Source organism: Leuconostoc carnosum (assembly GCF_007954525.1).
Taxonomy (GTDB): Bacteria; Bacillota; Bacilli; order Lactobacillales; family Lactobacillaceae; genus Leuconostoc; species Leuconostoc carnosum.
Genome location: NZ_CP042374.1, coordinates 975,838 through 989,895, shown reverse-complemented (window position 1 = coordinate 989,895; position 14,058 = coordinate 975,838). Strand labels below are relative to the sequence as shown.

Sequence of the window (14,058 nt, the reverse complement as noted above, 5' to 3'; positions counted from 1 at the left end):
GCGTGATTAACCTGTTGCAAATCAGGTTTTATTATATTCAACTATCTGGAGAAAAATATGTCTGAAGAAAATAATAAAGCAGTAGAAAATATTGATGGCATCGTTACGGATGATGAAGAAATTCGTCAATCTAGTACGGTTGATGCCAGCGCTGGTGATTATAATGCAGACCAAATTCAAGTACTAGAAGGTCTTGAAGCGGTACGTAAGCGACCAGGAATGTATATTGGTACGACAACAGCACAAGGTTTACACCACTTGGTCTGGGAAATTGTTGATAATGGTATTGATGAAGCCTTAGCTGGTTTTGCAACACATATCACGGTAGCCATCGAAAAAGATAATTCAATTACGGTTACAGACGATGGTCGTGGTATCCCAGTTGATATCCAAAACAAAACTGGAAAACCAGCGCTTGAGACAGTGTTTACTATTTTACACGCTGGTGGTAAGTTTGGCGGTGGTGGTTATAAAGTTTCTGGTGGTCTTCATGGTGTTGGTGCATCAGTTGTTAACGCGTTATCAACTGACCTAGATGTTAGAGTTATTCGTGATGGGCAAGTCTATTATATGGATTTCAAGACCGGTCGCGTGAACACCAAAATGGTTAAGTTAGATGAAAAGCCAACGATTAGTCGTGGGACAATTGTCCACTTTAAACCAGATACAGATATTTTTCGTGAAACAATAGAATTTAGCTACAATACTTTGTTGACTCGTGTCCGAGAATTAGCTTTTTTGAATAAAGGATTACGTATTTCAATTACTGATAATCGACCAGAGCAGTCAGTGACTGAAAGTTTTCACTTTGAGGGTGGGATTAAAGAATATGTAGCTTATTTAAATGCTGACAAAACAGCTGTATTCCCAGATCCAGTGTATGTTGAAGGTGAAGAAAATGGCATCGTTGTTGAAGCGGCACTGCAGTATACCACTGATATTAAAGATAGTTTACGAACATTTACTAATAATATTAATACCTATGAAGGTGGTACCCATGAAACAGGCTTTAAGACAGCCTTGACACGTGTTATCAACGATTATGCCCGTAAACATGGGCAACTTAAAGATAATGCGGAAAGTTTGACAGGTGAAGATGTACGAGAGGGGATGACAGCAATTGTCTCAATCAAGCATCCAGATCCACAATTTGAAGGGCAAACGAAGACCAAGCTAGGTAATTCAGATGCGCGTCAAGCGACTGATCGTATGTTTTCAGAGACTTTTAGTCGTTTCATGATGGAAAATCCACCAATTGCTAAGCAAATTGTTGAAAAGGGTATTTTGGCACAAAAGGCCCGTCTGGCAGCTAAGCGTGCACGTGAAATGACGCGTAAGCAGTCTGGCTTGGAAATTAGTAATTTACCTGGAAAACTAGCCGATAATACCTCTAATGATCCATCTATTTCGGAATTGTTCATCGTCGAGGGAGACTCGGCCGGTGGTTCAGCTAAACAAGGGCGTAACCGTTTGACTCAAGCTATCTTACCAATTCGTGGTAAGATTTTAAATGTTGAGAAGGCGACTTTGGATAAGGTACTAGCTAACGAAGAAATCCGTTCATTATTCACAGCAATGGGTACAGGATTTGGTGAAGATTTTAACGCTGGAAAAGCGAATTATCACAAAGTGATTATTATGACCGATGCCGACGTTGATGGTGCACATATTAGGACGTTGCTGTTAACATTGTTTTATCGCTACATGCGACCATTAGTTGATGCTGGGTATATTTATATTGCACAACCACCTTTGTATGGTGTGGCGCTTGGTAATTCTAAAACACGAGAATACTTAGATTCTGATGAAGAACTTGAGGCATATTTAGCGCAATTACCATCAAATATTAAGCCAAAGGTACAACGTTATAAGGGATTAGGAGAGATGGATTTTGATCAGCTTGCTGATACAACAATGGATCCTTTAAATCGTCGTTTATTGCGTGTTGACCCTGCAGATGCTGAGGCAGCCGATAGTATCTTTGATATGTTAATGGGGGACGATGTTGCCCCACGTCGTGAATTTATTGAAGAAAATGCGGTGTTTGTTGAGAATTTAGATATTTGATATATACCGTATTGATTTAATGTTAAGTTTGAATGATATCATTCAAGCGGGTACATAGTAAGAGTTCAAAAAATTGACCAAGGAGTAACAAATGTCTGAACAAAATGACACGCGCATTCGCAATGCGAATTTGTCTGAACAAATGAAAACATCATTTCTATCGTATGCAATGTCAGTTATTGTGGCGCGTGCTTTACCTGATGTTCGTGATGGTATGAAGCCTGTTCATCGTCGTATTTTGTATTCGATGATTGAACAAGGGAATACACCCGACAAACCGCATAAAAAATCAGCACGTATCGTTGGAGACGTTATGGGTAAATATCATCCACATGGTGATTCAGCGATTTATGAATCAATGGTGCGTATGGCGCAACCATTTTCATACCGTCACATGTTAGTGGATGGTCATGGTAACTTTGGTTCGGTCGATGGTGACAGTGCTGCGGCTATGCGTTATACTGAAGCGCGTTTATCTAAAGTTGCTATGGAAATGGTCCGTGACTTGAATAAAGACACGGTTAATTTTGTGCCCAACTATGATGGTGAAGAGCGAGAACCTGAAGTACTACCTGCACGTTTTCCAAATTTGTTAGTCAATGGTGCGACTGGGATTGCCGTTGGTATGGCAACAAATATTCCAACACATAACTTAGGTGAGGTTATTTCAGCCATTCATATTCTGATGAATAACCCAGAAGCAACAACAACTGATTTAATGGAGGCATTGCCGGGACCTGATTTTCCAACAGGTGGTATTGTCATGGGTAAGTCAGGCATTCGACGTGCTTATGAGACAGGACGTGGTCGTGTAACAGTACGTGCCAAGGTTGATATTGAACAAACCAAGACAGGTAAAGAACAAATTATTGTTACTGAGTTGCCTTACGCTGTTAATAAGGCACGTTTGATTGAGCGTATTTCTGAGCTTGCGCGTGATAAGCGTATTGAAGGTATTACTGCAATTCGTGATGAATCAGATCGTGACGGTTTGCGTGTATCTATTGATGTACGTCGTGATGCGTCAGCTAGTGTAATTTTAAATAATTTATATAAAGAAACTTTATTGCAAACAAACTTCAGTTTTAATATGTTAGCAATTAATGGTGGAAAGCCTCAAACAATGGGCCTCAAAGAAATTTTAGAGGCTTATCTGGTACACCAGCGAGAAGTTATTCGTCGTCGTACGGCCTTTGATTTGCAGAAGGCACAGGCGCGTGCACATATTCTTGAAGGCTTGCGGATAGCGTTGGACCATATTGATGCCATCATTGGTATTATTCGTTCATCTAAAACATCTGAAGAAGCTAAGAGACATTTGATTGATGGTTACGCACTGAGCGATAAACAAGCACAAGCGATTTTAGACATGCGTTTGGTGCGCTTAACGGGCTTAGAACGTGATAAAATCGAAGATGAGTATCAGAAATTAGTTGAATTAATTACTGATTTGAAAGATATTTTGGCACATGAGCATCGTGTTGATGATATTATTTATAATGAATTACTTGAAATTCAAACAAAATTTGGAGATCCACGTCGCACAGAACTACAAGTTGGTGATGTGACAAATATTGAAGATGAAGATTTGATTGAAGAAGAAGCAGTCATCGTTACATTAACACGTAATGGTTACATTAAACGTGTACCACAGGCGGAATTTAAAGCCCAAAATCGTGGTGGTCGTGGTGTTCAGGGGATGAACGTTAATGATGAGGACTTCGTCGATCAGATGATCGCCACATCAACACATGATACGCTACTCTTTTTCACAAATAAGGGCAAAGTCTATCGGATGAAAGGCTATGAAGTACCTGAATATGGCCGTCAAGCCAAGGGTATTCCAGTTGTTAACTTACTGAATTTTGAAGGTGACGAAAAAATTCAGACTGTAATCACTGTGAAAGGTGAGGCGAGTGAAAGCCAAGATTATCTATTCTTTGTGACACGACAAGGTGTCGTTAAGCGTACTGCCGTGAGTGAATTCTCAAATATTCGAACAAATGGGCTAAAGGCTTTGACGTTGCGTGATAATGATGAAGTTTTATCTGTTCAAATTACTGATGGAACACAGAGTATTATTATTGCCACAAAAGATGGGTATTCTGTTCGTTTTTCTGAAGGAGATGTCCGTATTATGGGCCGTGCTGCTGCTGGTGTCCGAGGTATTCGCTTACGTGAGGGAGATCTAGTTATTGGTTCTGATGTTTTGAGCCAACAAGATAATGTATTGATCATCACCGAGAATGGTTACGGGAAACAAACACCTGCTACAGAGTACCCAATTAAAGGGCGTGGTGGTAAAGGTATAAAAACAGCTAATATCACTGAGAAAAACGGCTCATTAGCTGGTATGATTATTATTAATGTTAATAAAGATATTATGGTAACAACGACTCAAGGCGTAATGATTCGCTTTGCTGCATCAACTGTGAGCCAAACAGGACGAGCAACAATGGGTGTTCGCTTGATTCGCTTAGAAGATGGCGCACAAGTGGCTACCCTAGCTAAAGTCGATCATGAAGATGAACCACTTGATGAAGTGACTGAAGATGTTCCACGTGAAACACCATTAGATAGTAATCAACTTGATCAGGTTACTGATTTATTAGATCGTGCTTCAACAGATGATACCTCAACCGAAGAATAGTAAATGTTTGAGTAACATCATTACAATAAAAAACCGATGACTGTTAATGTCATCGGTTTTTTATTATGAACGTCCTTTTTTTATTGTAAAAAGACTAAATACGTAATCTACCATATAACCTCCATTGTCAGTGAGATAAATTATGATACGAAAAAAATGGTTATCTCGCTTGACGAGGAGGCTAACTTTATTTAATTATCATCTGGTGTAATGTCTTTACGGCTCCCATGAGTGTAGCGATGTGTCCGGCGTGGTGAATCTGGAATAATAATCCACGCCAAAATATAAAGTGCAATACCAGGAATAACTGGGAAGATAGAGAGAATAACATATATTACACGAACAATTGTTGCATCCCAACCAAAATATTCCGAAATGCCACCGATAACACCACCTACCATGCGGTTATTACGTGATCGCGTTAATTGCTTTTTATGAGTCATAATTAATCTCCTTTTAATTGAAATAATTGGTATTAATACACCTTAATTGTACCAGAATTAGTTGTTGCGTCAATTGTAAAGCGCGGGTCATCTCCAAAGAATCCACGTTTATAATTGCTTGTATCTTTATCAAGATGACTACTATCTGTGCGTTCAATTTTAATACTGCCAGAATTGGAGTTTAAGTCAAAGTAGAAATCTTGCGTTTCTGGTGTTGTTATGCGAACACGCCCACTACTAGTTTTCAATTTAAGATCACTAGTTAGTTTATTGATTCGTAAACGAACAGAACCAGAATTGACCTTTATTTTGCCACCACCGGCAAAGTGATTAATGTCCGTTGATCCAGAGGATAGGTCGATTTGAGCTTGATTAATTGTGGTGTGGTCAAGTTTAGTATGACCTGAGCGACTATCAATTTTTGCGGTTTCAAAGAGTATGTGATCAGCTTGAATATTACCAGAGTGCGCTTGCCAGTCAGCATGTTTAGCTTGAATATGCTGGGCTTTAAAGTTACCAGATTCGATATTAACATTGAAGTTGGCTAAAGTAATATCTTGTACTAATATATTGCCATTACGATTAATAATGGTAAGATCACTGTTTGTTATAGATTTTGGTAGACCAATATTAATTAATTTACGTACATGGAAAATGAGTGGGGAATCACCTTGAGTTACTGAAATATGATCATCTGTCTCATGTATAGTGGCAAAATATCGGCTGTTATCACGACTGAAATACTCATCTAAAGTGATCAAATCAAGTTTATCATTTGTATAAAAATGGACGGTTGCATCTTTATAGTCAAAAATTAGTGATTGCGTGCTGATTGGAATTTGGGCGTTATGATGAGCTGCAGCCCAGGATGGCATTTTAAAATTTCCAGAGTTGAACATGCTCTCTTCGTTGTTGTCGCTATCATCAAACTTATAATATTTTCTACCAATACGGGCACCATCATGATCAACATGTAACCAGTCGCCAAGGTTTACTTTATCATTTTTACCATCAATAACAATATCATCACCTAATCTAACACCTTTACCGTTGATGTGTAAATTACCAATATGCACGCCGTCATCAGAAAAGTCTACAAAAGGTTTTTTGTTTTGATTGGATTTGGATTGATGCTCATCGCTTGTATGTTGTTGACTTATATCGCTGAGGACGCTCTTTATATCACCCAATTGATCAAAGGCATCATCGAGTGCTTCATCGTGCGAGCGATCCTGTTTGGCAAAGTCTTGATAAGCTTCAAGCAAATCAGCGACAAGCTCTTCTTTGAATTCAGTTAATTGGTTATTTGGTGTGTATTGTGAGAAAAGGACATCCAAACGCGTGCGTATTTCCATTTCTATACTTGTCATAGATTGTCTCCTTCAGTTATTTCGCCACTGATTAGGTGACTAATAATGTTTTTGGCGAATTGCCACTCGTTCAAAGCAGCTGCGAGATGTTGCCGACCTGAACTAGTAATTTTATAATACTTACGGCGTGCACCCTGTGTTTCATCGCCCCAATAGCTCTCAATTTCACCAATTTTTTCTAAACGACGAAATGCAGTATAAAGCGTGGCTTCATTAAGGCTGTATTGATTATCACTTAGGCTACGAATAGATTTTGATACTTGATAGCCATAGGAATCACCTTGGCTGAGAATGTTTAATATAATCGTATCTGTGTGACCACGAATAAGATCTTTAGAAATATCCATTTTGCCACCTTCTTTTAACTTGTAAGTATAGCATAAAACAAATTACTGTGTTTGTCAAAGTAATTTGTTTTATGAGGCTATTAAGTTGAATCAATATGGTGTTAACAAAGTATCATGTGGCAGCTGGCATAGTAAATCAAAACTAATTGATGTTATTTACAGGGATTTTTGCTATTGTAGATTTAATATAAGCATGTCATATAAAAGCGCATATGTAGTTAGACTGAATCTGACTACATATGCGCTTTTTAAATTTAATATTGCCAAGAGGACAGATTATTGTTTGCCAGATACTTAATTCGGTTTTGAAACTGTTCTAAAGATTCTGGTTCAGTTTGGCTCATCCATACTGAGATAAAGCCCATAAGTGTTTCAATAAGATATTCAGTCGCTAGATTATCATTGTATGACGACTCATTTGACGTATGTTGAAGGAGGATTGATTTATATTTTGACTTAATAAATTGCATCCACACACCTTTAATGTAAGGACGTGTGTATAAAATATGTAGTTCATTTTTTTTACTGTAAAGTAAAGGGGCCATATCATCTATAAAAACTGCCATAACGTCATCATTAGTCGCCAGCCTGTCTGCCACTCTCATTTTAATATTTTGATCAACTTGGTGTATGATAGCATAAACTAAATCATCATAGGATGGGAAATATGACGTAATCTGTTCTGCTGATAGGCCAGATAAAGCTTGAATATTTTCAAGACTTGGCGCCTCATCTCTACTATGATACATGCTTTTTACAAAGGATGATAAAATGAGTTTTTCTTCTTTACTATCAAAGGGTTCATCGATAAAAAAAGCCATTGGTAGTTGAAATTTTTCAATAATATGTAACATCATTTCAGTTGTTGGATGGGCTACACCGCGCTCCCAATTAGATACAGATTGAAATGAAATATATAACTTTTCAGCAAATTCTTGTTGTGTTAGTTCGTTTGTTTTTCGAAGTTGCTTGATTTTTTCGCCAATACTCATTAATACCTCTATTAGTTAGTTTAATGTTTACATTATACAGCAAAATAAAGAAAACACCTACTATTCGTGATTTAATGAACAATAAGTATTTATTATAAATTTATGTAGCATAGATTAACTCATTAAAAAACAACATTATATCACAAAAACTATAAAAATCAATAATATATATTGGGCCAAATTAGCAGTAATTAATTGAAATTTTTGCTGGGTTATTTTGCTACAATTTAATTGGGAGCATATCAAATTGTAGCAAAAAGATACGCTGGGGAACCCTATTCTAAAAAATAGTGAGCGATGTTTTGATTAGCGCTTGATTCACTATCTTTCGGGATAGGTTTTTTTATTTAAATTTTTAATTGTAGCCAGTAATAAGAGAGTAAAAGAAAGACATCATGAACAAAACGTATATCATACGTTTTGTTCATGATGTCTTTCACTTTAGTTGATACGAAGCAAGTAGACGACTATTAATTAAAATTTCAGCAATTTCAGTAGGTGACTCAGGTGATTCTTTTTGGAGCCAATGACCAATAATGCTCATCAAGCTAGTGATTAATAGATCATGCTTGTAATCAATTGGTATAACATTTTTCTCATCTTTAAAAATTAATTGATAATGCTCCTTGATTTGTTTATCAATCAGAGTTTTCAGTTGGTAAAGAAATTGTGAATCACCATTTTGTGATAATAAAGATTTGATGATAGTACGATTTTGATGAAGATAATCAAAAGATTGAATAAAACTACGGTAAGGTGAGTCAGTTAAGTTTTCGGTAGTTTTTTTTGTTTCTGAGTGATCTAACCAAGAAATTGTGCAGTCAATATTTGTTTGCATTAACCTTGTTAAGTTGCTGATCAGATTTTGTTCAACTTTTTCTAATAAGTCATATTTATCTAAATAGTAAACATAAAATGTGCCACGACTGAGTTCAGCAACACGCGCAATGTCTGAAACAGTGAGGTTAGTAAATCCTTTCTCGTTAATTAAAACAATTAACGCTGATATAATTCGCTGTTGTGTAATTTCGTTTTTCCTTTGTCTGTTCATGAGATACTCCGATAATTATTAGACATTTTTCAAAAAATTGTATATTGATTTTGTGCCTTTTAATGACTAATATAAACTATAGTTTAAAATAAATCAACACGTTGTTCAAAAAAGGGGAATAAAATCATGCTTGGAATAGAGTGGCAAAAGATTTGGCGGAATAAATTTATGGTGATTGTTTTAATTGCTGTTATGTTGGTTCCGTCACTCTACGCTTTAGGATTTTTAAAATCAATGTGGGATCCGTATGGTGAAATTAAAAATTTACCTGTTGCAGTGATTAATGAGGATCAATCAGTCAAGTATAACGGCAAGACCCTAGCTGTTGGTGAACAATTAAAACACAATTTAGAAAATTCGAATACAATGAAATTTAGTTTTCCAAGTCAAAAAGTTGCCAACAAAGGACTTTCAGACGGCAAGTATTATATGGTTTTAACCATTCCTAAAAGTTTTTCTGAAAATGCCACAACTTTGTTAGATGAACATCCGAAAAAAATGTCTCTACACTATAGTACTAGTTTAGGACATAGTTTTATTGCGGGTCAGCTCTCTAAAACTGGAGCTGAAAGTATTGCTCGAACTATTTCTAAACAAATAACTCAAAATTATGCTGAAGCTATGTTTCAACAAATGCAGGCGTTAGGCGGTGGATTTTCAACTGCGGCCAAAGGAAACCAACAATTAGCCGCGGGTAGTCAAAAAATACAAAATGGAAATGATAAAATTGCAACGAATTTACAAGTTCTAGCTACCAGTAGTCTGAAATTTAGTGATGGTTCTAATACATTAACCCAAGGGTTGGGCCAGTATTTTAGTGGCGTGTCTCAGGCACAAAAGGGCAGTGCTAAGATTGCAACAGGGCTAAACAAACTGTCAGAAAAAATGCCTAGTCTTAATACTGGTGTGTCACAATTGTATACAGGCTCAACTAATCTTGAATCAGGACTCAATCAATATACTACTGGTATTGATAAAGTCAATAATGGTGCTAGTGCTCTAAATCAGGGCGCGCAGAAGTTAGTTACTGGTAGTACAGCAGTTAATTCTAGCGTTGAGAAATTATCTCATGGTTCAAATGATTTAAATACTGGCGTCATTCAATATACAGATGGGACAACAACTGCATTTAAAGCGAGTGAAAAAATTTCTAGTGGTTTGACACAGATGAATAGTGCATTAAACGATGCTGGTTCAAAAAATAAAATCCAGCAGTTACAAGCAGGATTAACAAGTTTTAAGACAGGATTAGACCAACTAAAAGCAGCTGTGAATAGCAGTAGTAATAATCAGCATGCTGGTGAAATTAATCAGCTCACCAGTAGTATGGCCAATTTGGCGGGCAATATCACGACAATTAACCAATATATGACTGGGACGCAAGCAAAATTAAATACTGTAGCCAAAGAACAACATCTCAGTGATCAACAGACTACAGCGATATCAAATGCGATATTGCCGACTGGGGTAGTTACCAGCGCACTTAAAGAGGCTACAAATAATCTAAGTACTTTGCAAACGCGTTTACAAACATTAGGAACAGCTGATGAAAACTCAAAGCAAGTTCAAAATGGAGTAAACCGTCTGGTTGACAGCTACGGTACTGGTGCAGAAACGACAACAGTTTATGGCGGTATCAACAGTCTTATTGGTTCAGTTCAGCAAGCAGGAGATCGCACGAATAAATTAGCAACTGGGGCAACACAGTTAACGACAGGACTTTCACAGCTTGATCAGAAGTCAAATCAGCTGGTTAATGGTGCGACACAGTTAACGAATGGTTTGACACAACTTAATGCGAATATGCCAACGTTAACCAATGGTATTAATGCTTTGGCAACAGGGAGTTCACAACTCAATACAGGAACCAGGGTATTATCTTCTAATGGCAAGCAGCTGAATACTGGTTCACAAAAGCTGACCAATGGTCTATCATCACTTAATACAAACATGCCGGTTATGCATTCAGCAATATCACAGTTGGCTAGTGGTAGCAATCAAGCAACAGCTGGGTTAGGTCAATTGACGAACCATAGTAACCAGCTATTGAGTGGTTCTCAGAAATTAACTCAGGGTGCCACGCAATTGTCTGATGGGTCAAATAAATTAGCATCAGGCTCTCAGAAACTAGGAGATGGTATTTCTCAAGTAGCCGATGGCAATAGTTTATTAGCTAATAAGCTCAGACAAGCAGGTGGTAAGGTCAGTGCAACTAAGGCAACACCACAGACTTATGAGCAATTAGCAAATCCCACTACCACAAAACATAGCGAAAAGGATACTGTACCGAATAACGGGACAGGCATGGCACCTTATATATTATCGTTATCGTTATTCATTGGTGCAGTCTCGTTTAACTTGATGTATGATTTGGTGACACCACTTAAGTATCCTAAAAAGGTTATGAGTTGGTGGGCAAGTAAAATGGCAGTTGTATATCCGTTTGCTTTTCTTCAAGGCGCGCTGATGTACTTGGTATCAGTTGTCATTGTTGGATTGAAACCCGTAAATTATGCTACGACTTTTGGCATAATCATTATGACATCCTTTGCGTTTGTTACCATCGTTACGGCTCTTAATTTGTGGTTTGGAAAAGTAGGTTCCTTCTTGACAATGCTCTTGATGATAGTGCAATTAGGTGGGTCAGCTGGAACTTATCCGATTGAATTATCAAATCATTTCTTTGAAGTTGTCCATCCGTACTTACCTATGACGTATTCTGTGAGTGCATTACGTCAGTCGTTGATGATTGGTCATTCGGCAACAGCAGATGTACTCGTCTTATTGGGAATGTTTGTGGTATTTACATTAATCATCATTAGCTTCTACATGATGAAAAAACGTAAACTCAAAAAAATTAATTATGCACACAGTTAATGAAATAATAAAAACAGTCTACTAAATGAGTAGGCTGTTTTTATTATTAAGCCTTAAGAAATTGTCGGGTATTTCATAATATTTGTGTTAAAATGAAATGATTTCTAAAATATGTATTTTTAAAGATTAATACTATTATTTAATCACATTGTAGTTTAATTTAGGAGAGTTTAAGATGACTGGAATTATAAAAAATAGTCAGAATAGTAGCCGTAATTTGCGATTGCGGCTTGTAGTTTATTTAAATTACATCGTCCAAGGGTTTGCGTTAATTATTTTGGCACAAACTGTGCAACAATTGAGTACATTGTGGCAGGCTTCTATTGCTAGTACCACTGCTGTTGTTTCGGCAATTGGGATTGGAAAATTGATAGCTTATCCAATTTTAGGTGAGTTATCTGACCACTTAAATCGCAAAAAATTACTGATGGTTGCGGCTGTCCTGTATTTGCTGTTTTTTACGATATTACCACTAACACATACTGTCTTTTTTGCCATTATCATAACAACATTAGCTGGATTAGGTAATGCCGCTTTAGATGCTGTGGCATATCCAACATTGTTAGAAATTAACCACGGTAATTCAAGTGGTAACGTGCTGATTAAAGCAATGATTTCATTGGGTGAAGGTATATTGCCGATTGTGTTAGTAGCCATTATGAATCGTGATATGTGGTTTGGTTGGTTATATTGGTTAGCCACAGCGATACTACTCGTGAATCTTATCCTCATGGCAACCATCAGTTCTGATAATTTCTATGTTGCAAAACCAAGTAAAAAAGTGGCGGTTAACACAAAGGACGCTACTTGGCAGTGGGATACAACAAAAATATTGTTTTTGATTTATGGTTTTAGTTCGATGTGGTTAATGATTCACTTTACTCAGTGGATTACTCGTTATTTTCATGTTGTACAATCATTTTCAACTGTTAATGCACATTTGCTGATGAGTTTCTACAGTGTGGGGTCATTAGTCGGTGTCGGCTTGCTCTTTTTAATTACAAATCGAAGCTGGATTAAAGAAGCGAACTTACTGATAGTGACAGCTTTAGGGACACTATTAGGACTGAGTGTTGTGGTGTTGAGTCATGATATGAGGAGTGCTAGTATTGGTTGTTTCATTTTTGGTATATCTGCTGCGGGTGGTTCCTTGCAATTAGGATTGAGTCAGTTAATCACACGTTATCCTAAATTTTCTGGGCGCCTTACAGGACTTTATTTCTTTTTTGGTAGTATTGCGTTCTTCGTGATGCCAATTGTAACTGGCTTCTTTGCTACGAACCATCTACCAAGCATCATGTCAAGTTTGTTAGCCGTTGCTGGTTTGAATTTGGGTATTGTCCTATTTAATTTTTACCACTCACGCCGACAAAATTTGAAGTAGCACCAGTCTTTGTAGAGAATAGGGGAACAACATGCAAAGAATAAACCGATACCGTACTGTGATGTTATACCTTATATTTGGTGTGTTGACCACCATTATTAATATTCTTTCTTATTACATGTTATTAGAATGGCATGCTAATATTCAAGTGGCTGTTGTGATTTCTTGGTTATTATCAATACTATTTGCTTATAGCACTAACAAAATTTGGTTTTTTCAATCATCGTCACAATCATTTCGTGGCATTATTCGAGAAATGAGTCTGTTTTTTTCAGCGCGCGTTATCACATTACTAGTTGAGATGATTATTATTTGGTTTGGTGTACAGTTACTACGACAAAATCCAATTGTGTGGAAAGTAATTGATAATATTGTCGTTGTATTAGTTAATTATATATTCAGTCAACGCGTTATTTTTCAGACTAAAACATCTTAGTTTTTAGCTTGAGATGTGACAATGTATGCTTTACGGCAAAATAAAACAAGTGTACAATATATGCCAATAGTGCTGGATAACTCACTTGAATGTGAGTGACAGGAAAGTTACTTGAGGGGGAATCATAATGAATTCAAAAAAGAGACAAGGTAAAGAGCAGCTATTGTTAAATGAGGCATATGACCTGATTTTAAATCCTAAGACATTAGAGAAAGAACGTATTGCGTTATTGTCATTTAAAAATGCGATTGAATCAGGTAAGAATTTTGAGAGTGCGTTGATGCATTTGGTAAAGACGGTAAAAGAATTAGCAGTTTCGCAGCTAGACCATCGTTCAAAATTGAGTCCAGCTGTCAATAAATTTTACATAGCTATTGCCACTACGGGATAAATAGAGAACTGAGGTAGTGTGTTTTTAGATAGCGAGCTGATGAATGATAT

General features: G+C 36.9%; 11 protein-coding genes. 6 read left to right on the top strand and 5 right to left on the bottom strand.

Translation table 11 applies throughout. The features are described 5' to 3' along the window. The first annotated feature begins 57 nt into the window (after positions 1 to 57). Both gyrB and gyrA read left to right on the top strand, forming a co-directional pair. The gene (gene gyrB / locus FGL89_RS04935) at positions 58 to 2,067 is read left to right on the top strand and encodes a DNA topoisomerase (ATP-hydrolyzing) subunit B (protein WP_014973543.1); all 2,010 of its coding nucleotides are present in this window, start codon (positions 58 to 60) and stop codon (positions 2,065 to 2,067) included. A 91-nt stretch (positions 2,068 to 2,158) separates the two neighbouring features. Continuing rightward, positions 2,159 to 4,717 carry a DNA gyrase subunit A gene (gene gyrA / locus FGL89_RS04930; protein ID WP_014973544.1) on the top strand — a complete coding sequence of 853 codons (2,559 nt, stop codon included), beginning with the start codon at positions 2,159 to 2,161 and terminating at the stop codon, positions 4,715 to 4,717. 191 nt (positions 4,718 to 4,908) lie between these two features. On the opposite strand, the gene FGL89_RS04925 is transcribed toward gyrA, so the two are convergent. From FGL89_RS04925 to FGL89_RS04905, 5 genes are all read right to left on the bottom strand, one after another. Further along, on the bottom strand, positions 4,909 to 5,160 hold the full coding sequence (locus FGL89_RS04925) for a PspC domain-containing protein (protein ID WP_147000441.1): 252 nt from the start codon (positions 5,158 to 5,160) through the stop codon (positions 4,909 to 4,911). Between the two features lie 32 nt (positions 5,161 to 5,192). Beyond that, entirely contained in the window at positions 5,193 to 6,530 is a 1,338-nt protein-coding gene (locus FGL89_RS04920; protein WP_014973546.1) for a DUF4097 family beta strand repeat-containing protein, read from the bottom strand. Further along, positions 6,527 to 6,877, bottom strand: coding sequence for a PadR family transcriptional regulator (locus FGL89_RS04915; protein ID WP_014973547.1), 351 nt, complete (start codon positions 6,875 to 6,877; stop codon positions 6,527 to 6,529). Before FGL89_RS04915 ends, FGL89_RS04920 begins: the two co-directional genes overlap by 4 nt. Before the next feature lie 254 nt (positions 6,878 to 7,131). Next, positions 7,132 to 7,869, bottom strand: a complete 738-nt coding sequence (locus tag FGL89_RS04910) for a helix-turn-helix domain-containing protein (RefSeq protein ID WP_014973548.1) — start codon at positions 7,867 to 7,869, stop codon at positions 7,132 to 7,134. A 436-nt stretch (positions 7,870 to 8,305) separates the two neighbouring features. Then, positions 8,306 to 8,920 carry a TetR/AcrR family transcriptional regulator gene (locus FGL89_RS04905; RefSeq protein ID WP_014973549.1) on the bottom strand — a complete coding sequence of 205 codons (615 nt, stop codon included), beginning with the start codon at positions 8,918 to 8,920 and terminating at the stop codon, positions 8,306 to 8,308. Between the two features lie 126 nt (positions 8,921 to 9,046). Between FGL89_RS04905 and FGL89_RS04900 the strand changes: the two genes are divergently transcribed. From FGL89_RS04900 to FGL89_RS04885, 4 genes are all read left to right on the top strand, one after another. After that, complete coding sequence (locus tag FGL89_RS04900; RefSeq protein WP_014973550.1) at positions 9,047 to 11,797, top strand: YhgE/Pip domain-containing protein; 2,751 nt, start codon at positions 9,047 to 9,049, stop codon at positions 11,795 to 11,797. A gap of 175 nt (positions 11,798 to 11,972) precedes the next feature. Continuing rightward, positions 11,973 to 13,181, top strand: a complete 1,209-nt coding sequence (locus FGL89_RS04895) for an MFS transporter (RefSeq protein ID WP_014973551.1) — start codon at positions 11,973 to 11,975, stop codon at positions 13,179 to 13,181. A 31-nt stretch (positions 13,182 to 13,212) separates the two neighbouring features. Next, positions 13,213 to 13,617 carry a GtrA family protein gene (locus FGL89_RS04890; RefSeq protein WP_014973552.1) on the top strand — a complete coding sequence of 135 codons (405 nt, stop codon included), beginning with the start codon at positions 13,213 to 13,215 and terminating at the stop codon, positions 13,615 to 13,617. 127 nt (positions 13,618 to 13,744) lie between these two features. Beyond that, positions 13,745 to 14,008 (top strand): bacteriocin immunity family protein, encoded by a 264-nt coding sequence (locus FGL89_RS04885; protein WP_014973553.1) that lies wholly within the window; start codon positions 13,745 to 13,747, stop codon positions 14,006 to 14,008. Positions 14,009 to 14,058 lie beyond the last annotated feature (50 nt).